Raw genomic sequence first — 24,429 nt, forward strand, 5'->3', positions numbered from 1 at the left:
CTACAGATCCCCGAAATCAAAGTCGTTAAGCTCATCCAATCGCTCCTTTTCTTCGTCGTCCAGCGGTCGCTGCAGCGCTTCGCCCGATTGCTCGGCTCCCGTCCCCCAAATCTCTCCGAGCAGCTCGGCGATCGCCGCCTTCTCACGCGGCTCGAAGCCGCTGAACGCGCGCCGCAAAAAGACGAGCGAGCGTTTGAATGGTTCGGGATCCAGACCATGGATATATTCGTCCAGATGCCGCCATAAATAGTCGCGCGACAGCAGCGCGTACCGGTTGCGCATCGACAGGCCCTCGAACCATCCCGCGCCGAGATCGACCTCCATGCCCGGCGACAATCTGCGGGCGACCTCGCTTGAAAACGTATCTTCGCCCGCTTCGTTGCGCTCGAGCAAAATGGAAAACGCATAGCCGGACAGCCTCGGATTGCGATCGTCGCGAACGGCGAGCTCCTTGAGTTTCTCCAGCCAGAGCTGCTCGTCGACGTCGGCATAATGTTCCTGCGCGACCGCGTTCATGGCGTGAATGGCGGACATCATTTCCGTTGCAGCATCGTCGTTGCAGCCGGACGCTTCGAGCAGCGTCAAGCATCCGCGCAGGAATAACTGCCTCAAAATCGGGAGCAGCGGCTCTGTATCGATTCGGCGCACCGACCCATACTGCATGAGCACCGACAGCTCGCGCTGCGTTTGCGCGATTTGCGCGTAGCTACCTGCATCGACCGCGAGCCGCTGCAGCGCCGCGACAGCTTGGCCGGCGACCTGCGGAAGCCCGCATTCGCCCGCCTGCCGGATCAGTCTTGCGGCTTGCTCGATATCGTCGCAAGCGAGCAATTGCTCGTGGATGGCATAGGCCGCAGCCAGCTCCACCGTTTCGCCCTTGATCGTCGCTTCGACGATCTCGATCTCCGCTTCGGGCGACCACTGCAGCACCCAATGCTCGGCCCATGTCGCATCCGTCTGCCGCCTATGCTGCTTGCGCGCGAAACGAATACCCAGCATGGCCAGGCGGTGAAGCAGGATAGACCGGTTGAGATCGAGAAACGCGGAATCTACGGATTTGACGTTGCGATTTTCGCGAAGATCCAGCTCCAGATCCGCCGCCACCAGCGTTCTGTATTTGCCCAGCTTCAATCTGGCGAGCTCGCGGTTCAGATCGTCTTGAATCGGCGTCTGGCTGACGCCCTCTGGCAAGCTGCCGATCGCCGTGCCGATATCCGTCCTTGCCAGCGCCTCGGCGACGACGGACAGCTCGCCGTGTCCGAACAGAATCGTGGCCGCGTCCCGCAGATCCTTCCAGGTCGGAAGTTCGCCGCCCTGCATCGCGGAGAGCGCGCCCGCAAGCCGCACGCCTTCGATGACCGAAGCCGTCGAACGGTACGTGCCCTGCTCTCTCAATCTCGCCGCGACCGAGGATAAGTACAACGCCGGAAGCCGGTCCATCTCGCGCTGGCGCATGCATTGCCACATCAGCTCGAAGTACGCGGGCGCCGCGTTGCCCGCGCCGTATCCCGAATGCGAAGACAATTTGTAGTAGGAATAAGGCATCAACGTCATTTTGGTCGGTACGCGCGTCAAAAGCGCAAGCTCCTCGTCGGTCATCGCCGGCAGTCCAAGGTCCAGCGCCGACGTATGATAGGCGCCGGTCAGGACGACGATCCGCCCCGGATCGTGGCCGCCGTCCAGCGTCTCGCGAATTTTGCGCCGCATATAGGCTTCGCGGATCTCGTTGTATGCCGCTTCGCGCGGGGCGCGGCGCCGCTCCTCGCCTGCCGTCCATGCCCGCATTTCGTCGGAAAATTGCGAGATCGATTGCCTATAAGCGCCATGGCGAAGCCGATGCTCGAAATTACGCTCCCAGTAAGACTCGAAATCCGGTTCCCCGGAAAGCTCGGCGATGCGCGCGTAAAAGTCCCTCTGAAGCGACCTTGCGTCCGTCTCGTCAGGTATGCCTACATGGCTATCCTCCGTCGAAGCAGACTCGCCGTCGCCGTGACCGTCGGTCGCCTGCAGCGGATCCGCGTCTGCCGACCGCTCGTGCCGGAGCGCGTTCAGCGCCAGCGATATATCGGTCGGCAGGTCGATGAATTCGGCTTGGCTGCCATTGCGCGCCGCCCACCGCAGCGCCTGGTATTCGGGAGAGTACTCGGCAAACGGGTACAACAGCGTACGCACGGGAAGCTGCGCCGTATAGGCGAGCAGCGCGACCGGCGGCACGACGCCGCGCGCGACGAGCTGGCCAGCCAGCTCCCCCGCGTCGCCGGGGCCTTCGATCAGCACCGCCGTAGGTCTCACCTCGTCGAGCAGCGCGAGAAGATGGTACGAACCGGCCGGTGACAAATGCCGAATCCCGAAATAATGAGGATTCCGTGCCCCGTTCACCGATTCATCTCCGAACAAGCGCCGTACAAGCTCCGCCAGGAGGCTCCCCGCTTTTTCATGACGTTCTCCAAATACTCCTTCCAGGCGATGCGATCCTTCTCCTCGTCCTTCACGATCGCGCCCTGCAGGCCCGCGGCCACGTCCTCGTCGCTGATCCTGCCGTCCCCAAAGCTGCCTGCGAGCGCCATGCTGCCGGTCAACAGCGAGATGGCCTCGGCCGTGGAGATGACGCCCGTCGGCGGCTTAACCTTTTCTTTGCCCTCGAGCGTCGTGCCGCTTCGCAGCTCGCGGAAAATGGTAACGACCTTCCGGATCGTGTCGTCGTCCGGCTGCGCCGCCTTCAGCTCGTAGTTGGACGAGATCTCGCTCACCCGCCTGCGTACGATGTCGATTTCCGTTTCCAGGCTGGACGGCGCCGGAAGCACGACGATATTAAAGCGGCGCTTGAGCGCGGCCGACATCTCGTTCACTCCGCGGTCTCGCGTATTCGCGGTGGCAATAATGGAAAAGCCGCGCTCCGCCGCCGCTTCGCGGTTCAGCTCGGGAATGGCGATCGTCTTTTCCGACAAGATGGAGATCATCGCGTCCTGTACCTCGGAGGCGCAGCGGGAGATCTCCTCGAATCGGGCGATGCCGCCGCATTCCATCGCGCGGAAAATCGGGCTGCGGATGAGCGCCTGATCCGACGGCCCCTGCGCAAGGAGCATCGCATAGTTCCAAGAATAGCGGACATGCTCCTCGCTTGTACCGGCCGTCCCCTGTATGACCTTGGATGAATCGCCGTGGATCGCCGCGGTCAGATTTTCGGAAAGCCACGACTTGGCGGTGCCGGGCTCTCCGATAAGCAGCAGCGCCCGGTCGGTGAGCAGCGTCGCGATCGCCATCTCGACCAGTCGCCTGTTGCCGATATATTTGGGCTTGATCGCCGTGGTTCCCGCCTGGCCGCCCGTGATAAACGTAAGGACGGATTTGGGAGAGAGCTGCCAGCCCGCCGGTTTGGCCTCTTTGTCCGCTTCCTTCAGCGCTTCGAGTTCCTCCGCATATAGCCGCTCTGCCGGCAATCTCAGGACATCTTGCTTTTGAGCCATCCCCATAATCCCCTTCCGTTATCTTCTTCGGCCGATTCCGGCGCTTGTTCGATCTCTTCGATCTGCGTCATCCAATCGGTGCGCAGCGATTCGTACGTCAGCTTTTCCCCGAACGCCCGCAGGCGCGGCGCGTACGATTTGGGCATGCTGGCAAGGAGACGCCGCTGCTGCCCGTTCATATAGTACATGTTTTTCGCAGCGCCGCGTTCGAGCAGCTCCATGAATCGCTCCGGCGCTTCCTTGTACCGGATCCGGAACAACGTCACCAGCATATCGGTGGAATCCTTGACGCCCCACCGCGCTTCGCGCAGCTTGCCCGTCAAATAGGCCGTAACCTCTTTGTCGGCCCGCTGGGCGAACATACAAACGAGCATCGGCTGATCCAGCCGGACGAACAAGGAAACCCATCTCGGATCCCAGGCTTCCTCGCGCGCGACCGGCTCGTCATATCGGTCTTCGTCTTTGTCGTAGGCCTCCCGGTAAACGACCTCGCGAATGGCGCCGAGCAATTCCTTGCCCGCCTTGGACTTGCTGCCGTTCAATTGGCCCGCATAACGATCGTAGATCTCGGCCGGAGAAAGCGTGCGGAATGCCGCCCGGAAGCCGTATGGGATGAACGGTCCTTTGGCGCTGTTCCCGAGCTCGATGGCCAACCGGTCCGCTTCCGGCAGTTCCATCTCGAGCAGCAGCTCGGCAGCCGCTTCCTGCGCGTTCTCCGTCTCGGGGACGAGGTACGCTGCGGTAGTCAGCAGCTGCTGCACGAACGGAAACGCTGCGGCAGCTATTTTTTTGCCCGATCCCTCCAGCGCATGCAGCACGATCAGAAGCTGCTCGGACGCTTCCGTTTTTTGCTTGGCTTCGCCGTTCAAGTACTGCAATAGTGCCTGCTCGCCGTGACGGATCAAGCGCCCCAGCAGCTGCGGCGAACCGCTCCGTCTGATCGGCTCGACTACAATCGCGCCGTCCTTGGCGACGGCGGCTTCGTACAATCGGTCCAGCGCCGGCTCCGTGCCGATCCGAGCCAGCGCGTCGTAGGCGGCCGCTCGAACGTCCTTTCGCTTATCCCGGCTGAGTTCGAGCAGCAGCGGCTCTTGATCGGCATAAGCGCCCAAGATCGAGATCGCCGCCAGTTTGACCTCCGGCGATCCCGAGGAGGCGCCTTCCGCGACGAGCTCGAGCATCGCGTCGCCCAGCTGCCTGTGAAGAAGCTGCAATCTGCGACCGTCGCCTTTTCCGCCTTGCAGGCTTAGCTGGCTCTGCAGCACGGGGACTGCGCTCGCTCCGAAGGCAGGAATCAGCTTTTCTTGCACGAAATCGGGGATCTCCGCGTAGCTGTCTTCCAAGGCCGCGCATACGGCTGGCAGCGCGCGCAGATCCAGGAAGCTTCCGTCCTGGTATGAAACCCGGATTTGCTCCAAGCGTCCTTGGCCTTTGGTCGTCAACACTTCAATGAACGGATGGAGTTTACGATAAGGGCTATCCGTGGGAAGATCGATTCCGGCGCCTTGGACCGGCTGCGGTTCCCCTGCCATGTCCGTCTTGCCTTGCGTATAAAGAACCGCGACGAGCAGCGTCGACAGCTCGAGCAGCTTGGCTGCGCTGTCCTCCCTGCTTGCGGCGAGCAGCTCTTCGGCCGCAGTGGCCAGACGATTGAACACCGGCGCGGTTTCGCCCAGTTTTTTAAGCCCGGGCAGCAATTTATTCAACCGGAGATCGTTCGCCGCCATCGCGCTCCCCGCGATGAACAACCGGCGCGTCTCTTGCTGTAGCTCGAATAAAATGTCTATGCTCATAATCGATTCTCCCCTAGTAGAGCAGCCGAATGATCCGGCTGTCCGTGACGATGCTCATCAGCTGTACGCGCAGGCGGTTGTCGTCCAGGCGATGGTTGAACATGACCAGCGCAGCCTGGTCCTTCAGATCCTTTTCGTCAAGCAGCGCAATCAAGGAAGAAGTCTCTCTTCCGTTCGACTTCAAATCGCAGATCGGCAACAGCTTCCCTTGCGCATCCCGGAGACAGAAACCGTCCGCCGTATTGTCGATGGAACGGTAAGCGACCAGCATGACGGGCGTTTTATCACCCAGCGGATTTTTAATGATGTTTTTGACCTGCTTGACGACGTCCGCATACGACGATGCCGCCGTCTTTTTGACTTTGGCAAAATCGTCTCCGTCCGCATCCCGCTGAGTCGCCGCATCCCAACGCACTCTGGCGTTGACCTCGCCCGGATAGACGAACAGCTCCTCCGTCTGTATGACCGCACGTACGGTATCCTCTTCCTTGAGCGCCCGCGCGGCCCGGAACGGACGCAAATGGCGGGTGCTGCGCACCGTGCCGTCGCCAAGGTCTGCCCACCAGCCCGCATCCACGTACTCGCCTCGCGCCGCATCCGTGTAGGACTGAAACGAGAGCTGGAGCAGCTCGGCGCCCGGCTTCACGCGGCCGTATTCGCGGAGCTCCGCAAGCTGCCAGGCATGACCGAGCTGTTCCTCCAAGGAGGAATCCGTCTCCATCGGCAGCTCCGGATCGTCAATTCTTTTTTCCAAATAGGAGACGCCCTTCTTCACCAGCGAATGCATATATAGAAGCCGCTCTATCGCTTGCGAGTAGACCGCTTCGCGATCGCCTTCCGTTTGCAGCGTATGTACGAGTTCCCTGAGCTGGGCTTGCACGCCGGGAATATAATGGTTGCCAAGCTGTTTCGCCTGATCTTCGATCATCTGGACCGTTTTCTTGTCCGCGCTTCCGAGACCCGATTGGACGAGCTGCAGGACGAGCTTTTCCAGCAACCGAAGTCCTTCGAGCTGGCTGGCGAATTTTTTGACGAGCGCGGATTTGTTTACTTTACGTTTCGCCGCAGGCGCATTCCCTTCGGATTCCGCAGCATCCTTTTTCTTCTCTTCCCGCTTTTCTGCTTTGTCTCTTTTGTCTGCGATGTCTTGCGGGACCTCCGCGGTCGTAAAGGGGTTGCCCAACGCGCGAGCGTACAATAATCCGAGCGCATGCTTGCACGGAAATTGCCTGCTGGGGCAGGAGCAACGAAAGACAGGGCTCGCCTCGTTGACGAAATCGGCGGAGCATCTGTATGGCTCTTTGCCGCTGCCTTTGCACTCTCCGAAGAGCAGCGTTGCATCTGGACTTTCGTTCAGGACCGGAAAGCTGTTTTTCTTGACCAGGTCCCGGCCGTTCTTCATCGCGCCGGCGTTCGGCGCCAAGCTGTCGACGTATGCTTCCGTAATCGTGGGCATGGTTGACCTCGCAATCGGGATGGATGGCCGTTCTTTTCATTTCTATTCATAAAATGGCTGTATCACGCTATAACTACTTCTATTACCCTTTTAATTGGAAAATTAATCATAGCGCGATCGTTCAAGTCTAGCGGATAAGACGATAATCGGGCAAAAAAAAAAGCCGAATGCTCGGCTTGAAAATGGCGTTATGTTCGATTGGCAATGGCCTTTATTCTCGATCGGAAATTCGAGGTTATTCTTGATCGGAAAAATAACGTTCGGTATTCGCCGGCTTCAGGACGTCGCCTGAATGGCGGTCGGCGGTTCGCCGGAAGCGGCCAGCTTCTTGTCTCTCGTGCCCGATACTTTGCCGATCAGATATACGAGCAGCTGGCGGTTGTGGGCGGACAGCCGGTCGAGCGAGCGGTTCACGATATCGCTGCGGACGCGCAGCCCCCGTTCGCGCTCCGTATGTCCGAAGTCGGTCGTGCTGATCCACACGATACGTCGGTCATTCTCGTCCCGGGTGCGCTTGACGAGGCCATTGCGCTCCATCCGGTCGAGCAGCGTCGTCACCGCAGCCGGCGTCGTCTCCAAATGCGGCAGCAGCTCGGAAGGCTTCATCGGCTCGTTCGCCTGCAGCAGCTCCAGTACTTGAAGCTGCCCTCCGGTCAATTGGGGGGACATCTCCGCTTCCATCTGCGATTGCCAATCCTTCGATAGCTTCATCCAGCTCTTTACGAATTCTGCAGCCGGTTCCACCTATGGATCACCTCTCCTCTTCGGAATGATGCCGTTTTGCTCTACTTCTTTAATTATATTCAAACCCGATGTCGAAAGATAGATTAAGCGCATTAATGATTTAAGTCATAAATCCGCACGGTCTGGTACGGGACGACAGCCTATGACATATAATGCTGACAGCTGGCGGTACCGTCCGTCCGGCGTGCGGTTGAAAAGAAGGAGAGGTCTTCATGGCGGTGGAGGACGAACGCATACGGATGATCGGCATCATGGCGCGCGAAGCCGGTATTATAGATGATCCGGGGTGGCTGAGCCGGCTGACGGAGCCGGTCCCCCTGTGGGTCGTGTTGGAAATGATGCTGAAGTGGATCGACCGTTACGATCCCCAGGACGGTCCGTACGATTGAGGCAAGCAGACAGTTACAGCCCCGGTCGCGATGCGGCCGGGGCTGCTTCTACTGGCTATCTCGGGCGTTGCGTCTTACAGGGAGAGTAAGTTACACGGTTTTTACGGCTAACTCGCCTCTCGCATGCCGCTTCGCGCTCTGCCGCTGAAGCGACTACGACCCGTTAAGTCAATGCGTCTGCGGCGGCAGCGGCTTAAGGAACGTCTCGGCAAGCGGATCCGTCCGCTCGATCGCGCCTATCGTTCTGCCGGTGCCTCTCCGGTCTTCGAGCGGCGTGCTGTCGGAGCGGAATTCGCCGTACGTGCCGCCTGCCGTCACCGTTACGATGCCCACATCGTCCTTGACGTAATAAGCGGCGACAAGACGGGTTCCGTTCGGGCGAACGCGCTTGCCTTCTTTGATCTCGAACGTCTGGATGCCCTTGCCTCCGCGTCCTTGCGGCGGATAGTCGAGCAGCAGCGAGCGCTTGGCGTAGCCGTAGTCGGAGATGACGAGAATCTCGCCCTCGTCGCCGGAAACCTGGAGCCCGTCGGTCACCGCGTCGCCTTCGCGCAGCTGGATGCCGCGAACCCCGCCCGCTACGCGGCCCTGCAGGCTCACGTCGGCTTCCTGGATACGAATGCTGAGTCCCTGCTCCGTGACGAGCAGAACCTCCTGCGGCGTATCGCTGCGGAACGCAGAGCGGACCTCGTCGCCTTCCGCGACCTTCACGGCCGCGATCGCCGCGCTCCGGTTGGTCGCGTATTCGGCCATCAGCGTGCGCTTGACCTGGCCTCGCTTCGTCACGAATACGAGTGCCGGCCCCTGCTCGCCCTGATCGGCCAGCGCCTTCCATTCGCCTGCTTTGACCGGGATGACGGCCATAATCCGGTCGTCCTTCGGCAAGGCGATCAGGTTGACGATCGCCGTACCGTTTTCCTTCCACTTGAACTCGGAAATCTGGTGCACGGGCAGCTGGTAGTACATCCCCTTCTGCGTGAACAGCAGCAGCGAATCGAGCGTATTAAGCTGCAGGCTCCAGCGCAGCTGGTCGCCTTCCCTCAGCCCCGTACTCCCGAGATCGCCGCCGGAACGCGTGAACGAGAGCATGCTCGTACGCTTCACGTAGCCGTGTCGAGACAAAGTCACCAGCACTTCCTCCGCGGGTACGATCACTTCGAGATTGACCTTGAGCTCCTCGATCTCGCCTTGAATGACGGAGCGCCGGTCGATGCCGAACTTGCCGCGGATCTCGCCGAGCTCGTCCTTGATGACACCCATCAGTTTCTTCGGGTTGTTAAGGATGCCGCGCAGCTGGTTGATCTTTTTCATCGTTTCGGCATGTTCCTTCTGGAGCGAGTTGATCTCCAGGTTCGTTAGCCGGTACAACTGCAGCGTCAAAATCGCGTCGGCCTGGCGTTCGGAAAAATCGAACTTGGCGACCAAATTGTTTTGCGCGTCCAGGCGGTTTTTGGAAGCCTTGATCGTCTCGATGACGGCGTCGAGCAGGTTTAAGGCTTTGACGAGCCCTTCGAGCACGTGGGCGCGGTCTTCCGCCTTTTCGAGATCGTACTGCGTGCGGTTCGTGACGACCTCGCGCTGGTGAGCGACATAAGCGTCCAGCATCGCCTTAACGCCGAGCTGGCGAGGCGCTTTGTTAACGATGGCGACCATGTTGAAATTGTAAGCGACCTGCAGGTCGGTTTTTTTGAGTAAATAAGCCAGGATACCTTCCGCGTCCGCGTCCTTTTTCAGCTCGACTACGATGCGCATGCCGGCTCGTCCGCTCTCGTCGCGCACCTCGGCGATGCCCTCGACCTTCTTTTCGAGCCGCAGCTGATCGATGCTGTTGACGAGCTTGGACTTGACGACCTGGTAAGGAATCTCGGTCACGACGATCTGCTGCTTGCCGCCGCGCATGTCTTCGATCGCCGTCTTGGACCGCACGTAAATGCGTCCTTTGCCGGTCTCGTATGCTTCGCGGATGCCGTCCTCGCCCATGATCCGGCCGCCTGTCGGGAAGTCCGGGCCGCGCATGATCTTCATCAGATCGGCAACCGTCATATCAGGATTGTCGATGAGTGCAGTACAAGCGTCGATCACCTCGCGCAGGTTGTGCGGCGGAATCTCGGTGGCAAAACCGGAAGAAATGCCGCTTACGCCGTTGACGAGCAGGTTCGGGTAACGCGCCGGCAGCACGACCGGTTCCTTGGTCGTATTGTCGAAGTTGTCCTTGAACAAGACGGTGCGTTTGTCGATGTCCCTCAGCAGCTCCATCGCGATCGCAGACAGTCGGGCCTCGGTGTACCGCATAGCGGCCGGCGGATCGTCGTCCATCGAGCCCCAGTTGCCGTGGCCGTCGACGAGCGTATGCGCCATCTTCCATGGCTGTGCCATGCGCACCATGCCGTCGTAGATCGACGAGTCTCCGTGCGGGTGGTAGTTGCCCATGACGTCGCCGACCGTCTTCGCGGACTTGCGGTACGGTTTGTCCGGCGTATTGCCGGAGTCGAACATGGCGTACAGGATCCGGCGCTGGACCGGCTTCAGGCCGTCGCGGACGTCGGGAATCGCGCGGTCCTGGATAATGTATTTGGAATAGCGTCCGAAGCGGTCGCCAACGACCTCCTCCAGAAACGCCGGCAAGAAGTTCTCGAGCAAGCTCATATCGGTCTCTCCGTTCTTATTCCTCGTATTCCGTGAAGTCGACGTTGTCGATGATCCAGCGCTTGCGCGGATCGACCTTGTCGCCCATCAGCGTGGACACGCGGCGCTCCGCCTTCGCGGCGTCCTCGATCTGCACCTGCAGCAGCGTTCGGGACTCCGGATTCATCGTCGTCTCCCACAGCTGATCGGGGTTCATCTCTCCGAGCCCCTTGTACCGCTGCAGCTCCGCGCCTTTGCCGATCTCCTTGAGATAATTTTGCAGCTGCTCGTCTGTCCAGGCATACCGCACAGTCTCGAGCTTGCCCGATTTGCGCGTAAGCTTGTATAGCGGCGGCTGGGCGATGAACACCTTGCCCGCGTCGATCAGCGGCTTCATGTACCGGTAGAAAAACGTCAGGAGCAGCACTTGGATGTGCGCGCCGTCCGTATCGGCGTCGGTCATGATGATGATCTTGGAATAGTTGCATTCCTCGACGTCGAACTCGGGGCCGACGCCGGCGCCCGTCGCTGCGATGATCGCCTTGTATTCCTCGTTTTTAAGGATGTCGATCAGCTTGGCCTTTTCCGGGTTCATCGGCTTGCCCTTGAGCGGCAGGATCGCCTGGTACTTGGAATCCCGCCCCTGCTTGGCCGAGCCGCCGGCGGAGTCGCCTTCGACGATAAAAAGCTCGTTGCGCGTATAGTCCTTGGACTGCGCCGGCGACAGCTTGCCGCCGAGGCTCGCGCTCTCGCTGCGCTTCTTGCCGCTGCGGATCTCCTCGCGCGCCTTGCGGGCCGCTTCTCTGGCCTTGGAAGCCTGCACCGACTTGCGGACGAGCTGCTGGCCGACCTGCGGATTCTCCTCGAGGAAGACGGCCATCTTCTCCGCCACGATGGCGTCGACCGCGCTGCGCGCCGAGGCGCTGCCGAGCTGATCCTTGGTCTGGCCGACGAACTCGACGTCGGACATCTTGATGTTGATGACGGCCATCATGCCCTCGCGCAGATCGCTGCCTTCCAGGTTCTTTTCCTTCTCCTTGAGCTGGCCGATCTTCCGGGCGTATTCGTTCATGACGCGCGTGTACGCCGTCTTGAAGCCCGTCTCGTGCGTACCGCCGCCGCGAGTAGGGATGGCATTGACGAACGAAGCGATCGTCTCGGTGTAGCCATCGTTGTATTGCAGCGCCACCTCGACCTCGATATCGTCGCGCTCCGATGTAAAGTGGACGACGTCGTGCAGCACCGTCTTTTCTTCGTTCAGAAACTGCACGAATTGCTTGGCGCCGCCCTCGTAGTGGAACACGTCCTCCTTGCCCGAGCGCTGGTCCTTGACGGTCACCTTAAGACCGGAGTTCAGGAACGCGATCTCCTGCAGGCGCTCGGACAGCGTATCGTAATTGATCGAGACATTGCCGTGAAAAACCTTCGGATCCGGCTTAAAAGTTACCTTCGTGCCGGACTTGTTCGTATTGCCGAGCACTTCAAGGCCCGTGACGGGCTCTCCGACGTGCTCCTTGCCGTCCTTGTCCACCCAGGTCTCGAAACGCATCCGGTGCGTCTTGCCTTCGCGGTAAATCTCGACCTCGAGCCACTGCGACAATGCGTTCGTCACGGACGCGCCGACGCCGTGCAGGCCGCCCGACTTCTTGTAGCCGCCGCCGCCGAACTTGCCGCCCGCGTGCAAAATCGTAAAAACGACCTGCGGCGTCGGCACGCCGGTCTTGTGAAGGCCGGTCGGAATGCCGCGACCGTTGTCCTGCACGGTGACGGAGTTGTCGCCGTGGATGGTCACGTCGATCCGCGAGCAATGCTTGGCCAAATGCTCGTCGACGGCGTTGTCAACGATCTCCCATACGAGATGGTGCAAGCCCGAAGAGGTGGTGCTGCCGATGTACATGCCGGGCCGCTTGCGGACGGCGGTCAGTCCCTCGAGCACCTGTATGTCGTCCGCTCCGTATGTCGTACCCGCCTGCGCCGCGCTCTCCGCATACAGGTCTGTTTGTTCGGTCACGAATGATCCCCCTTGCTGCTTCTAGCGTCCGTCAAGGACGCGCCTTCCGTTCATTTTAAGCTAAAAGGCAGAAAATGCACAAGGCGTCCGTAAAGTAATGATGCCCCGCAAATAAAAATAACCGCCTGCGCGATGCAGAAACGGTCATCTATCCTGACGTTTAGATTCTAACTGGACTCGCGCTAGCTGGCAACGACGATTTTTTTAAGCAGCCTGATATCCGTCTCGCGGTTCGCTTTTATGCCAAAATGTCCTGTCTCGTGAAAACGGCGAACGATACCGCGATCGCGGCCAGCGACCAGACCCCCAGCACGATCAGGGAAAATCCGAGCGTCATGCCTTCGATCGGCGGCGGAGAGCCTTGCAAATATACGGACAGGTCGAGGTTGACGTTAAACAAATATTTGGCACTGTGCCAGGACGAGGCCATGTTGGCAAGGATCGAGCCGGAGATGACCGCCGCCATCATCGTAACGAGGCTCGCGGCCGTGCTGCGGACGAGCACCGACACCATGAAGGCAATGACCGCGACCGTCATCGCGGAGAACCAGACAAGGCCAAGCTGCATGAGCATATACGTTCCTTGCGCGATCGCATGGACGCCCGTCGTATCCATATCCGAGCCGCGCAGCCTGAAACCGACGAATACGGGCTCGCGCCACCCGCCGTAACCGAAGACGAGACCGGAAACGAGATAGCTGACGACGGCCGTGGTCACGAGAATCAGGGAGACGTACATCGTGAGCGTGACAAGCTTGGACGCCAAAATGCGCCACCTCCGTACCGGCCGGGTCAGCAGCATCTTGATCGTGCCGCCCGAACGTTCGGAGGAGACGATGTCCGATGCGACGGCAAGCACCATAAGCGGGATAAATAAGCCTACGGCGTTTTGCAAAAACGTATTCGTAAAACGCACCGCGTTCGGCGTGTTCGGATTGACGTCCCGGTCGAGGTAATATTGCAGCTGCTGTACGAGCGCGACGCGCCACTTCTTCCATTCCTCGGGAATCCTGTCGCTCGTGAGCGCGTTCGTATTGTCGGAGATGCGCTGCCGGAGCTCCGCCCGCCAGTCCGTGTATTTTCCCTGGCTGCTCTGCGCGATTTTCATCTGCGCGTACACGAATACCGGTACGAGCGCAAGCAAAATAAGGACAATGACGGCAAATCGTTTTTTCTTCCACACTTTAACCGTTTCGTTGCGGATCAGTTCAAGATCCCGACGCATCGCGTTCGCCCCCCGTCAGCGTGAGAAATAAAGACTCCAGCGTCGGCACGACGCGCTGCACCGCGAGCACGCCGACGCCGGCCGAAGCGCAGTGGGAGACGACGTCCGCAATGTCGTCCTGCCGCACGCGCGTAGGCACGGCTCCCGGGAGCGCGAGCAGGACCGACTCGTCCAGCAGCGCGCGGTCGCTGTCCGCGACCTCTACGCGCGGATCCTCCGACAGAAGTCGGCGTCCCGCTTCGGGATCCTCGAACAGCCACAGCGTATGCGCCTCCGCCTGCGCGATCATCTCGTGCACGTCGCCGACCGCGATCACGCGTCCGCCGTCGATGATGGCGACGCGGTCGCACAGGAGTTGAATCTCGCTCAGCAGATGGCTGGACACGAACACGCTCATCCCTGCCGCAGCGAGCTCGGCGATAAAGGCGCGCAGCTCCTTGATGCCCTTCGGGTCGAGCCCGTTGGTCGGCTCGTCCAGAATGAGCAGCTTAGGCGCGCCGAGCAGCGCCTGCGCGATGCCGAGCCGCTGCCGCATGCCGAGCGAGTACGTCTTGACCTTGTCGTGGATTCGCTCGTCCAGCCGCACGATGCGCGCCACCTCTTCGATGCGCGCATCGCCGATGCCTTCCTGCATGCGCGCGAACAAATCCAGGTTTTCCCATCCGGTCATATAGCCGTACATCTCCGGATTTTCGACGATGCAGCCGACATGCCGCAGCGCCCGCTCCGGATGCTTGTTCACGTCCTCGCCGCAGACGAGCACGCGTCCCGAAGTCGGCTTGATCAGATCGACCAGCATGCGAATCGTCGTCGTTTTCCCCGAGCCGTTGGGTCCCAGGAAGCCGTAGATCTCCCCGGCGCGTACGTCGAACGTGATATTGTCGATGATCTTGCGTCCCTTGATCGTTTTCGACAATCCTTCGACCGAGAGCACCGGCGTCCCGTGCCGGGCGCGAATCGCGCTTGCCGACCCGGTAATGCCTGAGGCATCGTCGCTTGCGCCTTCAACCTTCATATCCGTCCGCATCCCCTCTGCCCCTTCCGTCAATTAAGCGCCTGCGCCACGCGAACCGCGATGCGGGCATAGCCCGATCCGTTCGGGTGGAAATGATCCGAAGACAAATAGCGCGCGGATTGCGCCTGGAACAAATCGGCCGTCGGCACGACGACAATGTTGCCGTCGTCCTCGGCCAGTTGAACGGCATAACCGTTCCAGTCCGCTAAAATGGACGCGATCTGCGCCCGCAGCTGCGCAAGCTCGTAAAACGGATTGTATAACGCGACATAGACGATTCGGACGGATGGATTAATTGCGCGAAGCTTGGTAAACAAAGCCTTAAGCTGCTCCTCGGTCTTCGGCAGCCGCTGCTTCGCCAGCTCGGGATCGATGCCGCCGCCTTCCGCGATCGACCCGCCCGACTGCTGCGAGGAACGGAATAAATCATTGCCTCCGATCGTGAGCAGGACAAGATCGGCCCCGGCCACCGCGTCCTCCATCGCTTTTCCGTCGAGCAATGCGTTTAATTCGGCGGCTTCGAGGCCGCTGACCGCGAGATTGCCGTTCAATCTGACCGGCTTGCCCAATGACTTGGAGAGCTGCGAGAGACTGTCCTCCACATAGCCTTTGCCGGCGACGTCGCCCACGCCTCTCGTAAGCGAATCGCCGATTGCGATCGCCTTGATCTCCTGCCGGCTCGTCCAATCGCCGCTCTGCTGCGGCGGCGTCTGCGTAGGCGTTGGAAGCGCCAATCCGGAGGATGGCGCCCAAGTATCCTTCAGCGCCCAGCCGAATCCCAGCAGCAGAAGCGCCGTGCATAGCAGGCATACCGTTCCCAGTATCGGCCATAGCCGATCTTTTCTCCTTCTCAAGCCTCCCCCTCCTCTCCTTAACGCCGCGCTCTTCATGCGGCTTGCGGCGGCTTTGCCGTTTCCCTCAATTTACCGAATCGGAACCGCTTTTTCAAATCGAGGCGCGATTCGGCCGCGACACAGATACGGGTTAATCTTCGAGAAAGCGAAAAGCTCCCGCCCGATTCCCGGGCGGGAGCGCTGCTGCCTATTCAATTAAGCCGACAAAAAACGGTATTGCGCTTCGATCAGGTTGCGATAATGCCCCGGCCTGCGCATGAGCTCGTCGTGATTGCCCCGATCGACGATGACGCCGTGATCGAGCACGAGGATCAGATCCGCGTGACGGATCGTAGACAGCCTGTGAGCGACGATAAACGAGGTGCGGTGCTCGAGCAGCGTGCCGAGCGCCTCCTGAATGCGGACCTCGGTCTCGGTGTCGATGCTGGCGGTCGCCTCGTCCATAATGAGAATGCGAGGATCGGCCAGCAGCGCGCGGGCGAAGGACAGCAGCTGACGCTGTCCCATCGACAGCGCGGTCCCGCGCTCCTGTACCTGCGTATCGTAGCCGTCCGGCAGCTTGACGATAAACTCGTGCGCGCGCACCGACCGCGCGGCCGCTTCGACCTCGGCATTGGTGGCGTCCGGCCGGCCGTATCGAATGTTGTCGCGGATCGAGCCGGAGAAGATAAACGTATCCTGCATGACGATGCCGATCTGCCGGCGCAGACTGTCCAGCGTCGCGTCGCGGACGTCCATCCCGTCGATGAGCACGCGCCCGGAGGTCACGTCGTAGAAGCGGCACAGCAGGTTCACGATCGTGCTCTTGCCGGATCCGGTATGGCCGACGAGCGCGACCGTCATGCCCGGCTTGATATCGAAGCTCACATCCTTCAGTGCCAGGCGATCCGGATCGTAGCCGAAGACGACATGGTCGAATTGCACGCGACCGCGGACGTCGGGCAGCGCCTTCGCGCCTTCCTTTTCCGCCACGATCGGCTTCTCGTCCATATACTCGAAGATCCGCTCCGCCGAAGACATCGAGATGAGCAGCTGGGAGTACATCTGCCCGAGCCGGTTGATCGGCTCCCAGAAGTTGCTTACGTAAGTGATGAACGCGACGAGCACCCCGACGGTCAATTCATCCTGTTGGATCAGATGCGTGCCGTACAAGAGCAGGATCAGCGTTCCGATCGCCGAGGTGACCTCGATGACGGGCCCGAACAGCTGATTGAGCGCGGACGCGGTGTTCCACGAGCGAATGCTGCTGCCGTTCAGTTTTTCGAAGAAGCTCAGGTTTTCCTTCTCCTGCGCGAACGCCTGCGTCACCCGCATGCCCTGGATCGCTTCGTTCAGATGCGAGTTGATGCGGGACTGCTTGATGCGCACGGTCTGCCAGGCCATCCGCGTCCGCTTGCGCAGCGAGGAGGAAACGAAGATTAGCAGCGGCACGGTGATCATGACCGCCAGCGCCAGCTTCGGCTGCAGCACGAGCAGGATGACGACGATGCCCGCGAGCTGGGCGATATCGATCGCCGAATTCACGACGCCATTGGACAGCAGGTCCTGCAGCGCGTTGACGTCGTTGGTGATCCGCACGAGGACGGAGCCCGCCGGGCGCTTGTCGAAAAAGCGGAACGACAGCGTCTGCACGTGCTTGAACAGCGCCGAGCGCAGATCGAAAATGACTTTTTGCCCGATGTCGTTCGTATGCCGGATCGTATAGTTCTGCGCCCACCAACGGAGGCCGTACATGGCGACCATCACGCCGAACACGATCGACAGATACCCCATGCTCCCGCTGCCGCCGTCCGGATCGATGACCTTGTCGATCGCCAGGCTGATCAGATACGGAACCGCAAGCCTCGTCAGCATCCCGAACACCATCATGACGAATACGACTCGCGTTACCGCGCCTTTGTAAGGCTTCAAATAGTCGAAAAGCCGGGCCATCTGCTTCCAGTTGAACGACTTTTCGATCAGGACGTCGTCCTGATATTGAAACTGCCTGCTCATCCGCTCACCCTCCTGCCGCCTGCGGCGTCTTCGCCGAGTTCGTCCGGCCGGTCCGCATATTGCGTGCGGTACGTCTCCCGATACAGACCCGGCAGCCGCACCAATTCCTCGTGTCTGCCGCGCTGCACCACATGCCCCTTATCCAGAACGAGAATCTCGTCGGCGTGCCGAAGCGAGGAGATGCGGTGGGCGATGATGAACACCGTCCGTCCCGCCATGACCTGCCGCAGCGCCAGCTGGATCCGGTGTTCCGTCTCCATGTCGAGCGCGCTCGTGGAGTCGTCTAGGATCAGCACCTGCGGACGGATCAAAAATGCGCGGGCAAGCGCGATCCGCTGCTTTTGTCCGCCCGACAGCCCCATGCCCCGTTCTCCGACGATCGTATCGTAACCGCCGGGCAGCTCCATGATGAAGTCGTGCGCATCGGCCAGCCTTGCGGCCTCTTCAATCTGCTCCTGGGTGGCTTCGGCGCAGCCGTAGCTTATATTTTCACGGATCGTCGTCGAGAAAAGAAACGATTCCTGGAATACGATCGCGGTCCTGCTCCGCAGCTCGTTCAGATCGATCTGCCGGATGTCGGTGCCGTCAAGCGTGATCGCCCCGCTCGTCACGTCGTATGCGCGCAGCAGCAGCTGTACGACGGTAGACTTGCCCGAGCCCGTGCCTCCCAGAAGGCCGATGACCGAGCCGGGACCGGCGGTCAGATCGAACCCCGTCAGCGCGGACGGCTGATGCTCGTGGTTCGGATAGCGGAAGTTCACGTCGCGGTAGCGGATGAGACCGGTTCCTTCCGGCTTCGCCTGAACCGGATGCGCCGGAGGCTGCACGTCGACGTGCCGGTTAAGCAGCTCGAGCAATCGCTCGCCCGCCGCCTTCGATTGCGTATAGTTGTTGATCTGAAAGCCTAGCGTCCACAGCGGCGCGACAATCATGCCGAGCATACCGTTCAATGATACGAGATCGCCGAGGGTCATATGGTGATGGATGACGCGCCAGCCGCCTACGAGCAAAAGCAAGGCGATGCTGAAGCTGGCGACGAATTCGATGATCGGGAAGTATGTAGCCCATATCCCGGCGAGCGAAAGATTGTTTTCTTTGTACTGGCTGTTGCCTTCGTCGAACTTGCCGTACTCGTGGCTGGCGCTGTCGTAAGACTTGACGGTCCGTACGCCCATGATGTTCTCCTGGACGCTGGTCGTCAGCCGGCTGATCGCGATCCGGATCGAACGGAAAATCGGATGGATCTGCAGCTCGAAGCGGATGGCGAAGTAGCCGATGATCGGGATGATCGCAAGCGTCATGAGACCCATCGTCCAGTCGACGTAGAACATCAAGCCGAAGCCGAACAGAACCAGGAACAGCGTGTTCAGCAGCTGGGCGAAGCCGAAGCCGATGAAGTTGCGGATGCCCTCGATGTCGGCCGTCAGCCGCGACATCAGGTCGCCCGTCCGCGCTTGGTCGTAAAACGAAAACGATAACTTTTGAAGCTTGTCGTAGCTGGCGTTACGCATGCGGTAGGCGAGCTTGTTGCCAAGACGTCCGCCGCAAAAGCCGTGCACGTACTGAAAAGCCGACTTGACGACGATAAGCGCGACCGCGAGCAGCGCGAGCCCCATAATGCCGTCGAATTTCCTGGGCGTGATCACGTCGTCGATCAGCACCCTGAGGAGCAGCGGATACACGAGACCGATCGCCGTAGCGATCGCGAGTCCGAGTACCGAGCCCGTCAAAAAACCTTTGTCCGGCCAGAAAAATTGCTTGAGGCCTTTGAAAATATCCAAGCGACAGTCCTCCCCTGTGAGCATCCCCACGGAAGTGTAACAGGATTGTCACAACCGTTCAAACGCCATATGCCGCAAAGAGAAACGCTGAGTAGGTAGGAGAGCGATTAAGCATGGCAATGAGACCGATATCTCTTAAATCATCCTATTTAAGCCCTTACACCCGTATATGCATTAGAAAAATGAGGCAATCGGGAGCAAAAACAAGCAAAGACCCCTCCCGCATCGCGTGACGATGCGAGAAGGGCCGATATGCGGCGATACGGATCCGGTAAAAAATCGGCTTAAACGCCCGATTTTAGTCCTTGCCATTCGCTTTGCAGACGTCTGAGCGCTTCCTCCATGCCCGGCGTCTCAAGCGCGCGCCTGATGCCGTCCGCATAAGCGGCCAGCTCTGCCGACAGCCGCGCCGAGAAGGCTTGAAGCTCGCTTTCGAAAGCGGACGCAAGCCGGGCTGCCCAGGCTTCCCGGGTACCGGCGAGCCAGGCGTCGGCCGCCTGGAATAACGCGGCCTCCGCTTCATTCTTGAGCGCCGCGCTGCCCTCGCGCTCAAAGAAGTGCTTCGGGCTGCGGAACGCCTGCCACAGCTTGCGGCCGTCCCAGTCCGGGCCTGCGCCGAAGGGCGCCGGCACCGGAAGGCTGAGCGACGGCGCAGACGGCGCCTCCGTCTCGAAGCCGCCGAGGCCGGCCCTGGCGATCCCGTCTTCGACCTGCCGGCCAAGAAGACGTCCGAGCGCGGTCTCCATGCGGAGGCCGGCGGAGCGCAGCTCCTGCTGCAAGTCCTCGCCGACGCCGCGCTTCAGGTCCAGCCAGCAAGACACGATGAGCTTGCGCAGGTCGCGACCGTCGTCCTGAAGCACGGAAGGATGGAAGGCCGTCATGAAATGCTCGCCGAAACGATACTGTACCCTGCGGCGCAAATGGTACAGCTGCTCGCCCAGCTCCTCGACGAGCGGCTGGACGGCCGCATCCGGCGTTCCGGTCGTCCAGGCCTCCCGAAGCGTCTCGGCGGCCCGAAGCATGCCGGCGGCGGACGCCTGGCGGCTCGCCGCATCCTCGCTGGCGGAGCCGAGCAGACCGTCGATGCGAGAGCCGATCCGATCCAGCTGCTTGCGCGCGGAGGCGAGGGCGAGACTGCCCAGCTCCTCGTCGGCAAAACGCCGGAACGCAGCCTCGAAATCCGCGAGCCCCGAGCTCCGTCGTCCCGCCGCGTCGCCAGCCAGCTTGGCTTCGAGGCCTAGTAGACTTGAGACGGGATAAATGCGGGGCTGCCGGATGCCGTGCTTAAGCAGCTGCGTCTCGACGTGCGCGGCAACGCCCGCCAGCTCCTCTGCCGAAGAAGCAAGGTCCGCGGCATTGAGCACGAAAAACATCTTGTCGAGCTCGAAGGCGTCCTTGACGCTGCCGAGCTGATGAAGGAAGCTCCGGTCGGCTTCGGTGAAGGCGTGATTGTAATACGTGACGAACAGGACGGCATCCGCATTTTTAATGTACTCGAAGGCGACCCCCGTATGCCGCGCATTGATCGAGTCCGCTCCGGGCGTATCCACCAGCACCGCCCCGCTGCGGGTCAGCGGCGAGTCGACATGCAAGTCTGCCGAGGCGACGAAGCAGGATGCTTCCTCGTCCGCCACGTAGCGGCGGTAATCGGCTCCCTCCGCCGTAAACGAAGTGCCGAGCAGCGGACCGTAGCGCTCCCAGCCGCGCGAGGCAGCCCGAAGAAACGCCAGATGCGGCCTGCCTCGCGGGTGGATATCGTCCGGCGACATGCGCGCCGCCAAGGCAAACAGCTCCGCCGGTCCTGCCGCGGCGTCGATGTCCCGCTCCCGAACGCCGAGACGCGCGAGCGAATGCGCCAGGTCGCTGCGCATATCGTCCGCTTCCTTCATATAGACGCGGGCCGTTCCGTGAGGCGCATCCTCCGCCGGCGCTACGATCCGGTTGATCGTCGCCGTCGTCGGATTGGGCGATACGGGCAGCGCCGGCTGTCCGACAAGCGCGTTGGCGAAGGAGGACTTGCCGGCGCTGAAGGCCCCGAACAGCGCGATCGTGAAGCGGCTGTCGCGCAGCTGCGCCGCTTTGGCGGACAGCGCATCGCGCTGCCGCGCGAGCTCGGGAAACGGCGTCAGCATCGCGGCGCCCTGCTCGAGGATCGCGGCGGCGCCGGCGGAAGCGCCATAGGAGGCGCTCTCTCCGGCCTCGGCCGCCTCCTCTGTCGCAGCTTCGCCGCTCCCAATCGACAGGTTGACAGACGGTGCGGCATCCGCCGTTATCGTCAGCGACGCGCTCCGCTCGCCAAGCGGAGCCGGCGCCGGCAGCTTAAGCTCCGCGATATCGGCCGCGCCCGCCATTGGCAGTATCCCTACCAGCCTTTGCTCCGCTTCGTCCGCCTCCGCGTCGAGAGCGCTCAGCCGATCCGCGGCATTTTGCCTGTCCTTCAGCTCGGCCATCGAGCCTTCGAGCGACGCGATCGCCGCGTCGCGCTCCGGCTGCCGGGTGGCGACGATTTGCTCGAATCGCTCCAGCGCCGTTTTGCGCACCTTTCTTTTCCATTCCCCGCTCAGCTCGGACGCGTACTGCAGCGTCGCATCGCCGCCGGCTCCCGCTCCCGGCTTGACGAGCGCCGCCAGCCACGCAGCGTCCGGCGCAGGGAAGGCCGCTTCCAGCGACGCCTCCCAAGCCGCATCGCCGATGCCGGCGTTTCTCGCCTCGCGGCGCAGCATCGCCCGCACGTGAACGTGCAGGTTCGCCTCCGCTTGCGCGGCAAAGTCCTGGGCGAGCTCGGCGAGCCTGCGCTCCCGTTCCGCCTCGGTCTTGGCGCCGCTGCCCAGCCAGCCGACTTTGAAGCCGTTTTGCCGGCTCTCCAGCACGGCCCGCGCCTTTTCGCGCGTCTCCGCCGGCGTGAGCCCCGCGTTCCCCAGCAGCTGATCGAGCTCGCGCTTCAAGCCGTCCAGCTGCCGCTCGCCCTCCGTCCTCGCCGCTTCCAGCTCGGCAGCGAGCTCGCCGCTCCGCTGCGCCAGCTCGGACAAACCGCTCTCTCCGCCAGCCTGCGCAAGCAGCGCATCCCGCTTTTCGCCCTGACGCTGCAGCAGCCCTTCCTTGTACTCGCCCGCCAAATGCCTGGCAGAGCGGTCAGCGCTGTGCCGCAGCAGCTTCTCCTTTTCGCCCTTAAGCGCCTCGATGACGCGCAGCAGCTCGCTCATTTGCGAGAGCGGGTGATCGGGCCGGCGCATCGATAGGAACAAGAGGCCCGCCAGTTCGATGCGCCAGGCTTCAAGCGCGCTCCCGAGTCCCTCCCGGAACGCTTCGAAGCGCACTTCGCTCTCGCGATGCTTGTCGATCTGGTTTACGATCAAGTACGTCGGCTTCCCCCATTGATGCAGCATGCGGAGGAACCGGAAGTTCACGTCGGACAAAACGTGGTTGTAGTCCGTCACGTAAAAAACGACGTCGGCCAGATGCAGCGCGGACTCCGTCGCGGCGCGATGCGCGCCGTCCGTGGAGTCCACCCCCGGCGTATCGACGAGCGCAAGCGATTGTCCAAGGAGCGGGATCGGGTAACGGACGTCGATCGCGGACACGCCCTCCCCGTCTACGGCAAGATCGCCCAGCCGATCGACGGATACGCCCGGTATTTCCTTCACCGTGCCGTCCTTGCCGACGAACTCGACCTTGACCGCCGGCTCGCCGTTGGCGATCGTGACGACGTTGGCGCTCGTCGGGATCGGCGACGACGGCAGCAGCTGCGCGCCGCACAGCGCGTTTACGAGCGTCGACTTGCCTGCGGAAAAGTGGCCGCAGAAAGCCAGCGTGGCGATGTCCAGCGACAGCTTGCCCGCCAGCTCCGCGAGCTTGCCGCCGATTAAAGCGTCTCCCGCCTCCGCGGCGGCTTGGGACATCTTCCGAAGCGCATCGCCGTATGTGCGCAAGTCGCTTTGCCCCGCAACAGGCCTTTCCGTCACGGTTTCCAATTTTCCCGCCGTCATGATGCTGCCCCTCCCCGCTTACGAACCGTCGTCGGCTTCATTCTTCGCTTTCCCTCCGGACAAATGTCCAGCAGCGGGCAAATCTCGCATTTCGGATTTTGCGCCTTGCAATGATAGCGTCCGAAGAAAATGAGACGGTGGTGCGTCAGCGTCCATTCCTCCCGCGGAACGAGCTTCATCAGCTTCTTCTCCACCTCGAGCACGGAGTCGTCCGGCTTCGCCGCGGCGAGCCGCTTGGACACCCGCTCCACATGGGTATCGACCGCGATGGCGGGCACGTCGAAGGCGTTGGACATGACCACGTTGGCCGTCTTCCTTCCGACGCCGGGCAGCTCGGTCAATCCCTCGTGGCTGGCCGGCACGTCGCCGTCGTATTTGTCGATCAAGATTCGGCTCAGCTTCTGGATATTGGCCGCCTTGTTGCGGAACAGGCCGATGCGCCGAATATCGTTTTCCAGCTCCTCGAGCGGTACGTTCAAGTAATCCTGCGGCTTAGTATATTTCTCGAACAGCGTGGCGGTGACGCGATTCACCGTCTCGTCCGTACACTGCGCCGACAACAGCACGGCGATCGTCAGCTCGAACGGGTTGCGGTGGTTCAGCTCGCAGTGCGCGTCCGGGAACATTTTGGCGATCTCGTCCAAAATATACCGCATCTTCGTTTTATTCATTGCTTGCTTCCATCTCCCATGCCTTGTTTCCCTATTTAAGCATTAACTTTCAGTGTAGCGGAAGTTCGGCGATTCGACAAGAAAAACGGCCTGGGGACGGATCCCGACGGTCCTTTTAGATCTGGCCCATATAAACTCGCGTAGCGCCTATCGATGGCTCAGATGAGAGCCGTTCCGGTAGCGCGGTCAATTTTCGCCCGCGTCGTTCTTTCGTCGCAATGCCTGCAGATATACATCTTTTTTTGCCGAGGCCGCCCCTTTTGAACAAAATTGATGCAAATGCGCAGTTATTTTTCTATCTCAGCCTGGTTTCCGACTGGTGCCTTTAATTTATCTGCACATTTGCAGGTATTTCATCAAGTGTCTTCGTTTCGATAGAAAATACATGTACAAAAAGTCAATTTCATAAACATTTTT

The 24,429-nt window shown here is 60.9% G+C and carries 15 protein-coding genes; 1 reads left to right on the top strand and 14 read right to left on the bottom strand.

The window, feature by feature from the left end; translation table 11 throughout:
• The 5 genes from ACFOTD_RS18675 to ACFOTD_RS18695 all read right to left on the bottom strand — a co-directional run bounded on the left by ACFOTD_RS18675 (nt 1) and on the right by ACFOTD_RS18695 (nt 7,460).
• Nucleotides 1-2,379: a DUF5682 family protein gene (locus ACFOTD_RS18675; RefSeq protein ID WP_378121388.1), complete on the bottom strand. Its 2,379-nt coding sequence runs from the start codon at nt 2,377-2,379 to the stop codon at nt 1-3.
• A complete protein-coding gene (locus ACFOTD_RS18680) occupies nt 2,376-3,467 on the bottom strand; it encodes an ATP-binding protein (protein ID WP_378121390.1) in 1,092 nt (363 codons plus the stop codon). Before ACFOTD_RS18680 ends, ACFOTD_RS18675 begins: the two co-directional genes overlap by 4 nt.
• Nucleotides 3,443-5,260 (bottom strand): HEAT repeat domain-containing protein, encoded by a 1,818-nt coding sequence (locus ACFOTD_RS18685; protein WP_378121392.1) that lies wholly within the window; start codon nt 5,258-5,260, stop codon nt 3,443-3,445. Before ACFOTD_RS18685 ends, ACFOTD_RS18680 begins: the two co-directional genes overlap by 25 nt.
• A 13-nt stretch (nt 5,261-5,273) precedes the next feature.
• Nucleotides 5,274-6,716 (bottom strand): SWIM zinc finger family protein, encoded by a 1,443-nt coding sequence (locus ACFOTD_RS18690; RefSeq protein ID WP_378121394.1) that lies wholly within the window; start codon nt 6,714-6,716, stop codon nt 5,274-5,276.
• Between the two features lie 276 nt (nt 6,717-6,992).
• Nucleotides 6,993-7,460: a MarR family winged helix-turn-helix transcriptional regulator gene (locus ACFOTD_RS18695; RefSeq protein WP_378121396.1), complete on the bottom strand. Its 468-nt coding sequence runs from the start codon at nt 7,458-7,460 to the stop codon at nt 6,993-6,995.
• A gap of 212 nt (nt 7,461-7,672) precedes the next feature.
• Here ACFOTD_RS18695 and ACFOTD_RS18700 point away from each other — a divergent pair, with 212 nt between their 5' ends.
• Nucleotides 7,673-7,849, top strand: coding sequence for a hypothetical protein (locus ACFOTD_RS18700; RefSeq protein WP_282908478.1), 177 nt, complete (start codon nt 7,673-7,675; stop codon nt 7,847-7,849).
• Nucleotides 7,850-8,017: 168 nt separating this feature from the next.
• Here the strand turns inward: ACFOTD_RS18700 and gyrA are convergent, their stop codons facing one another.
• The 9 genes from gyrA to nth form a co-directional block, all read right to left on the bottom strand.
• The gene (gene gyrA / locus ACFOTD_RS18705; protein WP_378121398.1) at nt 8,018-10,495 is read right to left on the bottom strand and encodes a DNA gyrase subunit A; all 2,478 of its coding nucleotides are present in this window, start codon (nt 10,493-10,495) and stop codon (nt 8,018-8,020) included.
• Nucleotides 10,496-10,511: 16 nt separating this feature from the next.
• Nucleotides 10,512-12,485: a DNA topoisomerase IV subunit B gene (gene parE, locus ACFOTD_RS18710; RefSeq protein WP_378121400.1), complete on the bottom strand. Its 1,974-nt coding sequence runs from the start codon at nt 12,483-12,485 to the stop codon at nt 10,512-10,514.
• 238 nt (nt 12,486-12,723) lie between these two features.
• Nucleotides 12,724-13,710 carry an ABC transporter permease gene (locus ACFOTD_RS18715; protein ID WP_378121402.1) on the bottom strand — a complete coding sequence of 329 codons (987 nt, stop codon included), beginning with the start codon at nt 13,708-13,710 and terminating at the stop codon, nt 12,724-12,726.
• A complete protein-coding gene (locus ACFOTD_RS18720; protein ID WP_378121404.1) occupies nt 13,694-14,737 on the bottom strand; it encodes an ABC transporter ATP-binding protein in 1,044 nt (347 codons plus the stop codon). Before ACFOTD_RS18720 ends, ACFOTD_RS18715 begins: the two co-directional genes overlap by 17 nt.
• Nucleotides 14,738-14,754: 17 nt before the next feature.
• A complete protein-coding gene (locus ACFOTD_RS18725; RefSeq protein ID WP_378121406.1) occupies nt 14,755-15,579 on the bottom strand; it encodes a GDSL-type esterase/lipase family protein in 825 nt (274 codons plus the stop codon).
• A gap of 195 nt (nt 15,580-15,774) precedes the next feature.
• Nucleotides 15,775-17,574 carry an ABC transporter ATP-binding protein gene (locus ACFOTD_RS18730; RefSeq protein WP_378121408.1) on the bottom strand — a complete coding sequence of 600 codons (1,800 nt, stop codon included), beginning with the start codon at nt 17,572-17,574 and terminating at the stop codon, nt 15,775-15,777.
• Nucleotides 17,571-19,355 carry an ABC transporter ATP-binding protein gene (locus ACFOTD_RS18735; protein WP_378121410.1) on the bottom strand — a complete coding sequence of 595 codons (1,785 nt, stop codon included), beginning with the start codon at nt 19,353-19,355 and terminating at the stop codon, nt 17,571-17,573. Before ACFOTD_RS18735 ends, ACFOTD_RS18730 begins: the two co-directional genes overlap by 4 nt.
• Nucleotides 19,356-19,639: 284 nt before the next feature.
• A complete protein-coding gene (locus tag ACFOTD_RS18740) occupies nt 19,640-23,341 on the bottom strand; it encodes a dynamin family protein (protein WP_378121412.1) in 3,702 nt (1,233 codons plus the stop codon).
• Entirely contained in the window at nt 23,338-24,012 is a 675-nt protein-coding gene (gene nth / locus ACFOTD_RS18745; RefSeq protein ID WP_378121414.1) for an endonuclease III, read from the bottom strand. Before nth ends, ACFOTD_RS18740 begins: the two co-directional genes overlap by 4 nt.
• Between the last annotated feature and the right edge of the window lie 417 nt (nt 24,013-24,429).

This window comes from Cohnella sp. GCM10012308 (genome assembly GCF_042649185.1).
Lineage (GTDB): Bacteria > Bacillota > Bacilli > Paenibacillales > Paenibacillaceae > Cohnella.